Annotated in this window: 9 protein-coding genes and 2 tRNA genes; 4 read left to right on the forward strand and 7 right to left on the reverse strand. The window is 36.9% G+C overall.

The window, feature by feature from the left end:
- Positions 1-2: 2 nt before the first annotated feature.
- Both fabB and fabA read right to left on the reverse strand, forming a co-directional pair.
- Entirely contained in the window at positions 3-1,223 is a 1,221-nt protein-coding gene (gene fabB / locus ACFINI_RS01095) for a beta-ketoacyl-ACP synthase I (protein ID WP_375611438.1), read from the reverse strand.
- A gap of 57 nt (positions 1,224-1,280) precedes the next feature.
- On the reverse strand, positions 1,281-1,790 hold the full coding sequence (gene fabA, locus ACFINI_RS01100; RefSeq protein ID WP_273722474.1) for a 3-hydroxyacyl-[acyl-carrier-protein] dehydratase FabA: 510 nt from the start codon (positions 1,788-1,790) through the stop codon (positions 1,281-1,283).
- Between the two features lie 233 nt (positions 1,791-2,023).
- Between fabA and irrA the strand changes: the two genes are divergently transcribed.
- The gene (gene irrA, locus ACFINI_RS01105; RefSeq protein ID WP_375611439.1) at positions 2,024-2,536 is read left to right on the forward strand and encodes an iron response transcriptional regulator IrrA; all 513 of its coding nucleotides are present in this window, start codon (positions 2,024-2,026) and stop codon (positions 2,534-2,536) included.
- Between the two features lie 46 nt (positions 2,537-2,582).
- Here the strand turns inward: irrA and ACFINI_RS01110 are convergent, their stop codons facing one another.
- The 4 genes from ACFINI_RS01110 to ACFINI_RS01125 form a co-directional block, all read right to left on the reverse strand.
- The gene (locus tag ACFINI_RS01110; RefSeq protein ID WP_375611440.1) at positions 2,583-3,149 is read right to left on the reverse strand and encodes an SH3 domain-containing protein; all 567 of its coding nucleotides are present in this window, start codon (positions 3,147-3,149) and stop codon (positions 2,583-2,585) included.
- 1,471 nt (positions 3,150-4,620) lie between these two features.
- The gene (gene rpsU / locus ACFINI_RS01115; protein WP_012754552.1) at positions 4,621-4,854 is read right to left on the reverse strand and encodes a 30S ribosomal protein S21; all 234 of its coding nucleotides are present in this window, start codon (positions 4,852-4,854) and stop codon (positions 4,621-4,623) included.
- Between the two features lie 188 nt (positions 4,855-5,042).
- A complete protein-coding gene (locus tag ACFINI_RS01120) occupies positions 5,043-6,716 on the reverse strand; it encodes a formate--tetrahydrofolate ligase (RefSeq protein WP_375638168.1) in 1,674 nt (557 codons plus the stop codon).
- Between the two features lie 756 nt (positions 6,717-7,472).
- Positions 7,473-7,549: transfer RNA gene (locus ACFINI_RS01125), tRNA-Arg, on the reverse strand.
- Positions 7,550-7,917: 368 nt separating this feature from the next.
- Between ACFINI_RS01125 and ACFINI_RS01130 the strand changes: the two genes are divergently transcribed.
- From ACFINI_RS01130 to pgi, 3 genes are all read left to right on the forward strand, one after another.
- Entirely contained in the window at positions 7,918-9,057 is a 1,140-nt protein-coding gene (locus tag ACFINI_RS01130) for an efflux RND transporter periplasmic adaptor subunit (protein WP_375645419.1), read from the forward strand.
- The gene (locus ACFINI_RS01135; RefSeq protein WP_375645420.1) at positions 9,054-12,188 is read left to right on the forward strand and encodes an efflux RND transporter permease subunit; all 3,135 of its coding nucleotides are present in this window, start codon (positions 9,054-9,056) and stop codon (positions 12,186-12,188) included. Before ACFINI_RS01130 ends, ACFINI_RS01135 begins: the two co-directional genes overlap by 4 nt.
- 189 nt (positions 12,189-12,377) lie before the next feature.
- Positions 12,378-14,042, forward strand: coding sequence for a glucose-6-phosphate isomerase (pgi, locus tag ACFINI_RS01140; RefSeq protein WP_375611444.1), 1,665 nt, complete (start codon positions 12,378-12,380; stop codon positions 14,040-14,042).
- A gap of 346 nt (positions 14,043-14,388) precedes the next feature.
- On the opposite strand, the gene ACFINI_RS01145 is transcribed toward pgi, so the two are convergent.
- Positions 14,389-14,478 (reverse strand) — tRNA-Ser (locus ACFINI_RS01145).
- Positions 14,479-14,759 lie beyond the last annotated feature (281 nt).

A 14,759-nucleotide genomic window follows, 5' to 3' on the forward strand; every position in this document is an offset into this window, starting at 1 on the left:
GTTTATACATAACGTTGGAAAACAAGCGTTGCATTGGTACCGCCAAAGCCAAAAGTATTCGACAATACGGTATTCAGTTGTTGATGATCACGTCGTTCACGAACGATTGGCATATCAGCAAAAGCTGGATCAAGTTCTTCAATATGGGCACTTTCACAAATAAAATTATGATTCATCATTAACAATGTATAGATTGCTTCGTGAACACCTGCTGCTCCCAAGGAATGTCCTGTTAGAGACTTGGTAGCGGAAATGGGGGGGCATTGATCACCTGCTCCAAAGACACGACGGATAGCTTCTATCTCAGGAGGATCACCAACAGGAGTTGCTGTCGCATGGGGATTGATATAATCAATTTTATTATTGATTGTTGCAAGAGCCATGCGCATGCACCGCTCTGCTCCCTCTCCTGATGGGGCAACCATATCATGTCCATCGGATGTCGCACCGTATCCAACGATTTCTCCGTAGATTTTTGCACCACGTGCTTTAGCAAGTTCTAAATCTTCAAGGACTAAAACGCCAGCCCCTCCAGCAATGACAAAACCATCACGATTAACATCATAAGCACGTGAAGCTTTGTGAGGGGTGTCATTATATCTGCTGGACATAGCACCCATGGCATCGAATAAAACAGATAGTGTCCAATCCAAATCTTCACAGCCTCCGGCAAAGATGCGCTTCTGTTTACCATATTGAATCATTTCGTAAGCATTACCAATACAATGATTGGAGGTAGCACAAGCTGAAGAGATTGAATAATTGATCCCCTTTATTTTAAAGAAAGTTGCTAATGTTGCAGATGCTGTAGAACTCATCGCTTTAGGGACAACAAAAGGTCCAACACGTTTTGGGCCTTTTTGGCGTGTAATGTCAGCAGCTTCTACGATTGAATGTGTTGAAGCACCTCCAGAACCCATAATAATACCCGTGTGTTCGTTCGATACTTCATGCGGTTCTAGACCCGCATCAGCAATTGCTTGATCCATGGCGATATGATTCCATGCTGTTCCACGCCCATGAAAACGTAGAGCACGTCGATCTACGAGTTCTTCTATATTAATATCGGGCTTGCCATAAACTCTGCTACGAAAGCCTAATTCAGCATATTGAGGTGCGTAAGAAATTCCGGATTTTGCTTCACGTAAACTGGTTAAAACAGCTCCAGGGTTATTTCCAATTGCGGAGACAATTCCCATTCCGGTTACAACAACTCGACGCATTCATACCTCCTCGTTCCATACAGAATAGTGAAAAGTTCTTTCTGACGGAAATAACGTTCAATCTTCTTTGAATAAAGCAACGCGTAAATCGTTCGCCTTATAAATAGTCTCTCCATCTGCTTTTAGCCACCCATCAGCTATTCCTAAGACTAAATTTCCACGTCGAATACGCTTAAAATCTATTTCATATTCAAGAATTTTGGTTTGTGGAGTTACCATCCCTGATAACTTTACTTCACCTGTTGATATTGCTCTTCCTTTACCTGGTTCGCCTAGCCAACCAAGAAAAAAACCTGTTAATTGCCACATACCATCCAGTCCGAGACATCCTGGCATGACGGGATCGCCTATAAAGTGACAATTAAAGAACCACATGTCTGGTGTAATGTCAAATTCGGCGCGAACCATTCCTTTATCGTATTTACCATCAGTTTCACTAATTTGAGTGATTCGATGAATCATCAACATTGGCGGTGCTGGCAATTGCGCATTACCTCTACCAAACATTTCGCCGCGAGCGCAGCTTAGAAGCTCTTCATATGTGTAGCGAGACTTTTGTTCAGCCATTGTTACTCCATTTATTTGCATATATCTTTAATTTCTGCGCTTTTCCCAACCTACTTTTAGAGCAAATTTTAAAGAGAGGGAAATGATTTTATATCATTTTTAATGACAAAAGCCTTTTTTTATGTATTCTACATAGGTAATTATTTAAAAATGGAATACAAGATTACACCATACTATTCCCATTTTTTTGTATTTTGATCTTATTTAGCAGGAATGTATTTGGGTTTGTAATTATGTCAGTGAGTGCAGACAATTTAGATATGAATGAAGAGCAGCAGTTCACAAAAGAGTGTGGAAAAATTGTGCAATATTATTCCATTTCTATGTTAGAAAAACGTTTGCGTCAAAATGGTCTGCGTCCAACACGTCAGCGGTTGGAACTTGCACATATGATTTTTTCTCAAGGAAATCGTCATATTACTGCTGAAGAGCTCTATGAGGAAGCGATGAAGGCAGGTGTACCTGTATCTTTAGCAACGGTTTATAATACGCTTCATCAATTTACGGAAGCGGGATTATTACGGATTATTGCCGTAGAAGGCTCAAAAACTTGGTTTGATACAAATACCTCTGATCACTACCATTTTTATATAGAAGGTGAAAATCGTATTCTTGATATTCCTTACAATTTGGAAGAATCTCCCATTATTAGAAATTTGCCTAAGCCACCAGAAGGTATGGAAATTTCACATGTTGATTTAATCGTGCGATTGAAACCAAAAAATCAATCTTGTGATAGGCAGTGAGGATATTCAATGAGGAATAAAAATTAAACTTGTTGAGTTTGATTATTCACCAGCCTTTTACTTTTACTTTTTCATCAGGATAGATTCCCCATAACTGGGGTTGTTGAAGCCATCCGCGTGTATTATTAATGTTTAATTCGCACCATTGTCCATCACATTGGCGGATATTACCAATGACATTAGGTTCTACTTCTGCCACAAGTTCTGCGTTGTCGGTGGGATTTTTTCGTAGCATTAGTCTTTTAGTTTTATCTTTTTGCCATGGAATAGTTATAGCAGTTCGCTTTCCCGATAAAAGCGATTGATACACCCACCCCTCATCGCCTTCGGCATCACGAATTTTGCGCCATTGATCATATTCTTGAATGATTTCAATAGGTAAGCCCTTCTTTTTGTAGGTAAAAATGATAGAATAGTTGCTTCCTGGTCCGACGCGTACATTAACGCTGGTGGGTTTAATCGAAGCAAATCGCGGAAGTGGTAAACCACTGGGCCCTAAATTTTGATTAAATGTTTGTGCATGCAACAAATGAGGTGAAACTAATACAATGACTGTTGCTATTAAGATACATGATGCGAGTATTGAAACGCGAAACAAACGAGAATTTTGCACACCGAACTCCTTTATTTCATCATATATTGGAAATTTAAAATCTGAAAGATAAGACTGGAAACTGATAAAAAGTATGACACACTGCTCGTTAAAGAGATCTAAACGATGAGAAAATTGCTACAAAAATATCAAAATAAGGAAAACAAAAGCTTGTATCTCTTTTCTGGGTTTATTTTTCGAAATAAAAATATAGGTATACATATTATGAACAAAAAACTGTTCAGTGAAGGGGTTATTGTATAGCTTGAAAAGAAATTTTAAATGAACCAAATAATACGATGAATGAAACATTTAAGCGTAAAAATATGAGCAACATTATAGAGTAGATTGATATATGAAGGGCTAACAGAACACTTTTTCGTGATAATCCATTTTATAAAATTTGCTATAATCTTATGCCATGATAATGCTTATCCGTATTAGTAGATAAGCTGGCTCCATTGTTCTATTTACCAGCTTTCAATGTTATGCAGTTCCTATTATTTATGGTGTTCATAGGAAGCCTTTTTGTTTTTTCTTAAATAGCTTTTATTCTATTTGCGTACGAATCCCGCTTATGATGTACAAGAAAATAATCTTCATTGATTCAATATGAGAAGGTGTTGAGAAATTTTATGTTATTAAGAATTATTACTTAATATGAAAAATGATTACTTATAATAACAAATCTCCGCGTTAAAAACTTTAACTCGTTATTTAAATTTTAAAAACATTTCCATCAAAAATGGTAATAAAAGGCACATTCATCCATATTAAAAAACAGTGTTTTCTCTGTTTATTATCAATTTTCTTTTCTCTAACTCAGTATAGAAGAAAGTTGAATGAAATAGAAAGGCTTATTCGATACACTGATGAGGGTAATTACATAAGTGATGAATAGAAGAATTTTATCAAGAAAAAAAGAATCTGTAGTGCAGTGGTTGAAATTCGTCATCCTTTAGAGAGACAGAATCAAGGGATATAAAAGTTATGGAATTATATCGTTTTGTTACATAACTGAAGGTAAAGAGGATTATGCATTTAATATCATATACTTACACACAATCGCATATGGCGATAGTTGTTTTTGTTTTGTAAAAAGACCTAGGGTGATCGAAAGATGTAGAATATTTAATGACAAAAAAGAAATTCATCATGAAATTTATACATAAGAAGCGGTTATTTAAGAGATATCCAGAAGGAAAAAATTATAGCGAGAAGTGATAATAAAACATCCCGCACTCAATTTACATAGGAAAAAGTCGCTTAAATATCTAAAGTGTAGTTTGTTATCTATTTTTTGAAATATAAGAGTGAAATAAAAACCACCTCTATGATAGAAACCTTATTATTTTCAAATAACTAACATATTAGATAACATTGTATATAAAAAAATACACACACGCAATTCATCGCAATCGCCTATGAAGATAAAATTCTCTAGTAGCTTACTATCTATTGCTTATGCAATTATATAATATCATAAAGTATATTACTTTACTGCAACAGTTCGTCCGTTACTAACAAAACCTTCTCTTTGTGCACGCTTACGAGCAAGCTTACGTGTACGACGAATAGCTTCAGCTTTTTCACGAGCACGCTTCTCAGATGGCTTCTCATAATAACTACGCATTTTCATTTCACGAAAGATACCTTCACGCTGCATCTTTTTTTTCAACGCACGGAGCGCTTGGTCAACATTATTATCACGAACGAGTACTTGCACTATCTATCCTGCTTTTTTCAGTGTCATAAATGATAGGAAAAAACCTACGTCCTTTTAAAGGCATATCCAAAAGGACAGGCACTTATATCATATAAATGAGACATTTGTCTATATCGCTTTTTAAAATTCTATTTTTTTTACAATAAAAACGCTTTTTATAATGAATGATAGAATTTACGGTTATAAATTTATGAAAGTCCTTGTATTTGATCATTTTCGTCAAGATGAATTTTTTCAGCCGTGGGATAATGGGGTAGTCCCGGCATGGTCATAACATCTCCACAAATGACAACAATAAAACCGGCTCCCGCACAGAGACGAACTTCTCGTATGGGAATTTCAAAATCAACAGGAGCTCCGTATTGCGTGGGATCAGAAGAAAAAGAATAAGGTGTTTTTGCCATACAAATAGGGTAGACGCCAAAACCTTCTTTTTCCCAAGTTTCAAGTTGTTTGAGAATAGGGGCTGAGATGATGGCGCCACGTCCACCGTATAGCTTTGTTATAATACAATTAATTTTTTGAACGAGTGGAATATCATCTTGATAGAGAACTTTAAAATCAGAATCGTGCTTTTCAATCAAGGTAACGAGTTCTTGTGCAAGTTCTATAGCGCCTTTTCCACCTTGTTCCCAATGCTTACAGATAATAGCTTTGTGTCCAGTTGTTGCAACTATTTTTTGTAATGTTTTTATTTCAGCATCGCTATCGCTGTCAAAATGATTGATAGCCACAACACAAGGAATACCGTAGTGCTTCATATTTTTTATATGTCGTAAAAGATTGGCTGCTCCTTTTTCTAAAGCGGTGATATTTTCTTCTGTCAGGTTATTTTTATCCAGACCACCATTCATTTTTAATGCACGAATAGTTGCGACGATCACTGTAGCATTTGGTACAATACCTGCTTGCCTACATTTGATATTGAAGAACTTTTCTGCTCCAAGATCTGCTCCAAACCCTGCTTCTGTGACAACATAATCAGCAAGTTTTAAAGCAGTTTTTGTTGCTATAACCGAATTGCAACCATGAGCAATGTTGGCAAAAGGTCCTCCATGAACGAGAACAGGATTATTTTCAATTGTCTGTACGAGATTGGGTTGTATAGCATCTTTGAGAAGAACTGCCATTGCACCTTCCGCATTGAGATCAGCAACGGTGATGGGCGTTTTATCATAACGATAAGCAACAATAATTTTTTTGAGTCTTTGTGTAAGGTTTTCTAAATTTTCAGAGAGACAAAGAAGCGCCATAATTTCTGATGCAACAGTAATATCAAAACCTGTTTGGCGTGGAAAACCATTTGTTATGCCCCCCAATGAAATGACAATATCGCGCAATACACGGTCATTCATATCAAGAACGCGTTTCCAAACAATGCGACGTGGATCAATGTTTAGAGTATTTCCCCAATAAAGATGATTATCTATCATTGCGGCAAGAAGATTATGAGCAGATGTAATAGCATGAAAATCACCGGTAAAATGTAAATTAAGGTCATCCATTGGAATGACTTGTGCATAACCACCACCAGCAGCACCACCTTTTACACCAAAACAGGGACCTAAAGATGGTTCTCTCAAGGTAGCTATTGTTTTTTTACCAATAAGATTAAGAGCATCACTTAGTCCAACAGTTGTTGTTGTTTTGCCTTCTCCGGCAGGTGTGGGATTGATAGCTGTGACAAGGATAAGTTTACCATCTGGATTTTTATTAAGCGATTTTATGTATTCAGAAGAAATTTTAGCTTTATCATGACCATAGGGAATGAGATTTTCATGTGAGATACCAATTTTTTGTGCAATTTCAATAATATGTTGCTTTTTAGCAGTGCGAGCAATTTCAATATCAGTTTTAGGCATGGAAAAATTCTTTAAATTCAGCTTTTATTAATGTTTGGGATCTGTACCCCATGGATTAATTAGAAAAATTCATAAAGAACAGAAAAATATTAAGATATCATAGAAATCGTTGATATGCCATGCAAGAGATAATGCTAAAGAAGCACAAGAAGAGTTTTATTGTTTTTTAGGAAAAAGAATCACTTTGCTTTTAAGCAGTAAAAATACGTTTAATTCAATTAAAAATATTACAAAAAGAAGCTGTGGTTTGCAACAAATGCTGATGATATTAATGGATACCATAAGTGTTTCATAGTAGTACGTTTGAGAAGTAGTTTATTTATTCTTTCCAACAACACACTGAAAAAGTTTCACATGGTGGTAAACCGGAATTTATGGCGGCACATCTGAAGTCCCTCTTAAGATGGGACTGCTAGGAATAAAATATCCAGAAACATCCAGTTATGAAACAATTAGAAATAAGCACGTAAAAAATTACCTAACTGAGTAGAGAGTATAATCCGGAAGAGACCAAAAACAAGCGCATAGATTGAAAAAAGAAAACAACAACATACGCTACTCATGCAATCGCTACGATTATAAGCTAATAAAAGCACCTTAGAGCTGAATTGAAGGACTCATAACATCTTATTCTAGCAAAATGGCTAAAGAAACGACTCACAACAGAATGAAATAACAAAATACAAAGATAGGTAAAAATAAATCACAAAATAAAGAATTTAAAAAGTCTGACTTTATAAGTAAGATATTGATAGATGGCGCACCCGAAGAGATTCGAACTCCTGACCCCCAGATTCGTAGTCTGGTGCTCTATCCAGCTGAGCTACGGGTGCATACATTTCAATTTTTTACATTGTCTAAGACAAAGGGTTCCTAATCGTTTCATTAAAGAAATGCAAGTGAAACTTGAGTCGTCATAAAAAAAATCTCTCTTTTTTTATGATATATTTTAAAAAAGGATATAATATATTATGGCTTCAGTTGGTTTTGATATGAACATTTTTTTGTCATGACCATACAAAGCAATATGAACGATAGTTAACTTGACGTTTTAATCTATGAAAGATAGTCAAGCAGAGATGAGATGTGTTTTTTGCGGTGGGGGTAAGATATACACACCCGCTGTTGGGTTTTTGTGTAAAACGCCGATATTACTGTTGAAAACTATTTCAGATGAACATGACACAGCAAGGGCGGATGTATGGCGTTATTAAAAAAGAGCTTTCCATTAGTGTTTTTAATCGTTGTTTTAACGGTTACTTATTGGGCTGGAAAAAAGAGTGCAGACCAACCCATTTCTATGGTGGATAAAACAAGAGTATCGGATAAAGCTTCAAATGAAAAAATGGGAAGGCCACCGGTAAAGGTTGTCGTTGATCTTGTAAAAATTCAAGATTTTTATGAACAACTTAACGTTCTTGGGAGTGGACAAGCACTTGCAGAAGTCGAGCTTACCCCTTTATCTCCAGGTGTTATTGATAAGCTTTTTGTGTCAGCGGGTACAAAAGTACATGTAGGTGATGTGATTGCAAAGCTTGATTCTAAAAAAGAGGAAATAGCGGCTGCAAAAGCAAAAGTACAACGTGATAATAATGCGTTAACGCTTTCGCGTATTCTTAAGTTACGTGCCAGCAATACAGCAACGGAAGTTCAAGAAATTACAGCACGCTTAGAGTTAGATAACGCAAATTTAGTTTTGCGTAATGCTGAATTAGATCTCGATCGGCGAACAATTCGTGCACCGATTCCTGGAGTTGTTGGTATTTTGCCCGTTGATGCAGGGAATAACGTGACCCTTAATACTGTAATAGGCCGTATTGAGAATAGAGAACGTATTTTGGTCGATATATGGGCCCCTGAACGGTATGTGTCGCGCATCCATAAAGGAGATGAGGTAACGGCAACGTTAATCGCGCAGCCAGATAGATCTTTTGTTGGTCATATTTATGCGATTGATAATATCGTTGATCCAGAAAGTCGCACACTTCATGCTCAGGTTGAAATCAATAATGAAAAAGATACGCTCATGTCTGGTATGTCTTTTTCTGTTGCCTTGCAATTTCATGGTGGTTCTTTTCCTGTCGTTAATCCTCTTGCAGTTCAATGGAATAGTAAAGGGTCATTCGTTTGGCGTGTGAGAGAAGGGAAAGTAGAGGCTATACCCGTATCAATTATTCAGCATAAAGCAGATCAAGTTTTCGTAAAAGCACCCCTAGAAAATGGTGATCAAGTTGTCATTCAAGGAGTACAAATGCTTTATCCAGGAAGTAAAGTAATGATTGATGACCCAAAGTCTCATCAACAGCAATTACCAGTAGTTTACGGAACGGATATACAATGAGCCAAGAATTGAGCACAAAACAGCCGATGTCACAGGTCGAGCAAGGTGGTCTCATTACCTTATTTATTCGCAGACCGGTTTTTACTTTTGTTTTAAATGCTATGATCATCATTGCAGGATTTGCAGCATGGTTAAATGTTGATGTAAGAGAATTACCCGATGTTGATACTCCCGTAACAACGATTGTGACGGTGTTTTCAGGTGCGTCGGCAGAAACAATTGATCGTGAAGTTACAAAAATTATAGAAGATGCTGTTTCTCGTGTTTCAGGTGTTAAGACGATTTCTTCAACGTCTTCTTTTGGGCGCTCCCGTGTGCAGATTAATTTTAATGTTGGTGTTGATTTGAATGTTGCAGCATCTGATATTCGTGATGCTCTCTCCCGTATTACCTATTCTTTACCGAAAGATGCGGATTCGCCTTTGATTATTAAAGCAGATTCGAATGCTGCTGCCATGATGTATTTGGTTGTGACGTCACCAACAATGAGTGTTGATGATTTAACCACGATTGTAAACGATCAGATTGTTGATGCAATTTCTGCTGTTGATGGTGTTGGTGATGTACAGGTCGATAGTGCTCGCACAAAGATTTTTCAGATTGATATAGATCAAGCAAAACTTGCCAGTTATGGATTAACTGTAGCAGATATTTCACGTGTTCTTGCTGATATGACAACGGATGTGCCAGTAGGATCATTACGCAATTCTAAACAAACTTTAGTTGTGCGTGCTACTGCACGTTTAACAACACCAGAATCTTTTGAACAAGTTGTTTTAAAGCCTCGTGTGCATCTTGGTGATGTTGCGCATGTTACTTTATCGCCGGATATAGAAACGGTTATTCTTCGTATTAATGGAAAGACAGGTATTGGATTAGGGATTGTGCGTAAAGCACAATCCAACACTCTTAATATTTCTGAAGGTGTGAGAGCCGTTGTTGATAATCTCAAAAGTATTGTTCCTTCTTCTGTAAATATAGACGTTATTAATGACGATGCAATTTTTATTAAAAGCGCTCTTCATGAGGTTGAAGTTGCGTTGGTTATTGCTATTTTGAGTGTTATCTTAGTCATTTTTCTTTTTCTCAGAGACATTCGTGCAACACTGATACCTGCTGTATCTCTTCCTGTCGCTTTGATTGGTACCATTGCAGCTATTTATCTTGTAGGATTTTCATTGAATATTCTCACATTTTTAGGACTTGTTTTAGCAACAGGGCTTGTTGTGGATGATGCTATTGTTGTTCTTGAGAATATTGTTCGGTGGCGCAACATGGGTTTAGGGTCTAGGGCTGCGGCGGTGATAGGAACACGTGAAGTATTTTTTGCTGTTTTAGCAACAACATTGACTTTAGTGGCTGTGTTTGTTCCTATTTCCTTTCTTCCTGGGCAAGTTGGAGGTCTTTTTAGAGAATTTGGTTTTGTTTTGGCAATTTCTATTTTGCTTTCTTCAGTTGTTGCCTTAACGCTTTGTCCCATGTTGGCTTCGCGTTTTCTCAAAGAACATATTGAGGAGAAAGAGGAAGAGTCCCATCATTTTGCTTTTTTATATAAATTAGGTACTTTTTTTCATAAGGCATATACTTACAGTTTGCATAAGTGTTTAGAAAAGCCTTGGGCTGTTGTTTTTGCTTCACTTATTTTTGCGGGTCTTTGTGTTGGAGGCTATACGAAGCTACAACAGGAATTAACGCCAGCAGAAGACAGAGCTGTGATCTTTTTGGTTATTAATGGACCACAAGGTATTTCAACACAATATTTGAACGAGCAAATAGAGCAAATTGAAGCAAGTCTACAGCCATTACGTGATGCAGGGGAGATTGCTAACAGTTACTCTATTGCGGGTGCTGGCGGTTCACCCAATACTGCTTTTTTAATTTTATTGCTTTCATCTTGGGATAAACGTTTACGGAGTCAGCAAGAAATCGTGAAAGATATTAATGAAAAAGTTAAACAGTTTCCCGCAGTTTTTGTGTTTGCTGCGCAGGGAAATTCTTTGGGTGTGAGAGGAACTGGGCAAGGATTACAGTTTGCAATTCTTGGCAATGATTATGCAACATTACAACCCATTGCTGATAAGCTGGTGAGTACTTTACAAGATGATCCGCGTTTTATTCGCCCACGCCTTACTGTTGATGCAACACAACCGCAATTTTTCATTGAAATCAACCGAAAAAAAGCCTCCGATTTAGGGATTGATATCACCAATTTGGGCGATACATTACAAGCAATGTTGGATGGTAAAAAGATTGGTTCTATTAACGTGGATGATCATTCTTACGATGTTAAATTGATGTCGCGTAAAAATTCTATGAAGAGTCCTAGTGATTTAGAAAACATTTTTTTAAAGACCAAAGACAATCGATATGTTCCTTTATCGGTTATTGCGCGTTTACATGAAAAAGCTATCTCTCCCCAATTAAAACGGGAAAAACGCATGAGTGCTGTTATTTTAAGCGCAAATCTTGCTCCGGGTATTGCTTTAGGGGAAGCTTACCAAACGGTACAGAAAATTGCTTCTCCTTTGTTATCGAAAGGGACCTATGTAGTTCCCTTAGGGGAAGCTGAAACACTTAATGAAACATCCTCCAGTTTTATGATTGTTTTTGGCATTGCCTTTTTGATTATTTTATTGATTTTGGCTGCTCAGTTTGAAAGCTTTATTTCAGGATTTATTATCATGGCCACTGTCCCATTAGGGATTGGTTGTGCTGTAATTGCTATGCTATTGAGTGGTGTGAGTCTGAATATTTACAGCCAAATTGGATTAATTTTGTTAATTGGTGTTATGGCAAAAAATGGTATTCTTATTGTTGAATTTGCAGATCAATTACGTGATCAGGGAAGAAGCGTGCGTGAAGCCGTAGAAGAAGCAGCAAACATTCGCCTTCGTCCAGTTTGTATGACAATGATTTGTGCCATTTTAGGAGGTATTCCTTTGGTTTTAGCCAAAGGTGCTGGCGCAGAGGCGCGTATAGCTTTAGGTTGGGTTATCGTGGGTGGCTTAGGTTTAGCAACTATTTTTACGCTTTATGTCACACCGGTTGTTTATCTTTTTTTAGGGCGTTTTATAAGACCAAAAGCAGAAGAAGATTTACGTTTAACAAAAGAACTCAATCAAGTTAAATGACGTATATGATAGAAAAGATTTGAAAGTTTATTCTTGTAAAAATATCATTTTCGGATCTTATCCTTTTATTTTGTATATTCTTTCATTTTTATGTGAGCAGTAAAAATAGCGAGCAATAAAGGAGGTGTTTTCTGCTTTGTTATTGTTTGGGCATAGATTTCATTATCAATAACCGTATAGGATAAGCTTATGGGAGATAGCTTTTCGATTCGAAATGAAATGGCTTTTGAAGCCACATTAAAAGCTTTAAGAAACCATGCTGCAAAGGATGGGGTCTATGATATTCGTCGGCATTTTGTAGAAGATGAACAGCGTTTTTCCCATTTTTCTCTCAGACTTGATGATCTTCTTTTCGATTTTTCAAAATGTGGTGTGACATTTAAAACATTGCAACTTCTAGATGATTTAGCGGTCGCAGCAGATGTGTTAGGCCGGCGTGATGCAATGTTTTCTGGTAAGGCGATTAATACAACTGAAAAACGCTCAGTTCTTCATATTGCATTACGTTTACCTGCTGATGAAATTTTCATGTTGGATGGTCATAATCTTATTCGCGATATTCAAGACGTCCTTGACGATATGGAAAGATTTTCTGAAAAGGTGCGTGATGGAAGCTATAAGGGAAGCAGTGGCGAGAGAATAAGTGATATTGTCAATATTGGTATTGGTGGTTCTGATCTTGGTCCTGCAATGGTCACGTATGCTTTAAAACCTTATCATGATGGTCCACAGTGTCATTTTGTTTCGAATGCTGACAGTGCCCATATTTCTGATACTCTCTCTATTTTGAATCCAGCAACAACGCTGTTTGTCATTGCTTCTAAAACTTTTACAACGGCTGAAACAATGGTCAATGCTCAAGTTGCACGTCAGTGGATTTGTTCACATTTAGGAGAAGAAGCCGTTTGTACGCATTTTGTTGCTGTTTCAAGTGCGCTTGATAAAGTGGCAGAATTTGGCATAGATTCCACAAGAGTTTTTAAATTTTGGAATTGGGTTGGAGGACGTTATTCAATTTGGTCAGCCATTGGACTTGTTGTTATGTTTGCAGTAGGTGGTGGAAATTTTCGCCAATTTCTCAATGGTGCTTTGCAAATGGATCAACATTTTAAAACTATGTCTTTGCATAAAAATATTCCTATTCGTTTTGCTCTTTTAGGATTCTGGCATCGTGTTATTTGTGGTTATTCATCACGTTCGATCATTCCTTATGCACAGCGTTTAATACATTTTCCAGCTTATTTACAACAGCTTGATATGGAATCAAATGGTAAGCAAGTCTCGCTGGATGGAAAACCATTAAGTTTTTCAAGTGGTCCAATTGTTTGGGGGGATTCAGGAACAAATAGTCAACATGCTTTTTTTCAGCTTCTGCATCAAGGAACAGATATTATTCCTGTAGAATTTATTTTATTTATAAAAGGGCATGAGAAAAAATTACATTCTATGTATGAGATGTTGCTAGCAAACGGTTTAGCACAATCAAAAGCCTTGATGAAGGGGCGTAGTCTTGAAGATGCTCGGCATATCTTGATAAAAAATGGAGTTGATGAGGGTGAAGCAGACCATTTAGCACGTCATAGAAGTTTTAAAGGAAACCGTCCCAGCATTACGCTGGTTCAAGATTCATTAACACCTTTTGCACTCGGTCGTCTTATTGCGCTTTATGAACATCGCACTTTTGTTGAAGGGATTTTAATGAATATTAATTCATTTGATCAATGGGGTGTTGAACTTGGTAAAGAATTAGCAAACGAGTTACTACCAATTCTTCGTGGAGAAAGTAAAGCGGATAATCGTGATAGTTCAACATTAGGGTTGCTAGCACATATTCAAGCAAGACGTGCAAAATAAATATAATTTTACAGTAGGTTTTGTACTAACTAAGCAAAAGTAGAATGAGAGAGAAATATGAGATAATTCTTTAATTTTACTATGCCTTCTCTTATTATCTGGATTAGATTTATGTAACAGAAAATCAAAAAAGTGCAAAAATTGTAAAAATGAGAATTTATTCGCAAAAACGATAAAGACCTTTGAGAGGTCTTTGAAGACCCTTTGAGAACCCCTTAAAAACTCTTTGAAAAAAATAAATTGGTAAAAACCTAGTGTCAAAATATACAAAACCCGCTGGCAAGCTACAGCTACAACCGGAAAGCTAGGATTAAAGACAGTTTTAATAATATCGCTTTATAAACTGTGGCGGAGAGAGAGGGATTTGAACCCCCGATAGAGTTGCCCCTATGCCGCATTTCGAGTGCGGTGCTTTCAACCACTCAGCCATCTCTCCATAATAAAGTGAAACAAAAATCGGCACTATTTGAGTGTATAAGGGGTAGATAACCTTCAATTGTTTTTGGTACAACCTTTTTTTCTTTTTTATGGGACTTTATTGACAGAGAATAGAAATTCCTTCATATATACAAAATATAAGCGTGGGGAAATCTGCGCATATTTGTGTTGAAGAAGGTTTTATCCTTCTTTGGGATCTATTACGACTGATAAAAAGCAGCCTATTTTCCCTTATTTCAAGGCAGAAATTAAATAAGAGCTGGAGTGAACGGAAGGATA

It is taken from the genome of Bartonella sp. AA56HLJMS (genome assembly GCF_042197145.1).
Taxonomy (GTDB): Bacteria; Pseudomonadota; Alphaproteobacteria; order Rhizobiales; family Rhizobiaceae; genus Bartonella.

Excerpts from the sequence above, each read along its gene's own strand:
- irrA (WP_375611439.1), top strand. The coding sequence starts at position 2,024 with ATGTCAGTGAGTGCAGACAATTTAGATATGAATGAAGAGCAGCAGTTC.
- ACFINI_RS01120 (WP_375638168.1), bottom strand. The coding sequence starts at position 6,716 with ATGCCTAAAACTGATATTGAAATTGCTCGCACTGCTAAAAAGCAACAT.
- fabB (WP_375611438.1), bottom strand. The coding sequence starts at position 1,223 with ATGCGTCGAGTTGTTGTAACCGGAATGGGAATTGTCTCCGCAATTGGA.
- pgi (WP_375611444.1), top strand. The coding sequence starts at position 12,378 with ATGGGAGATAGCTTTTCGATTCGAAATGAAATGGCTTTTGAAGCCACA.
- fabA (WP_273722474.1), bottom strand. The coding sequence starts at position 1,790 with ATGGCTGAACAAAAGTCTCGCTACACATATGAAGAGCTTCTAAGCTGC.
- ACFINI_RS01130 (WP_375645419.1), top strand. The coding sequence starts at position 7,918 with ATGGCGTTATTAAAAAAGAGCTTTCCATTAGTGTTTTTAATCGTTGTT.
- ACFINI_RS01135 (WP_375645420.1), top strand. The coding sequence starts at position 9,054 with ATGAGCCAAGAATTGAGCACAAAACAGCCGATGTCACAGGTCGAGCAA.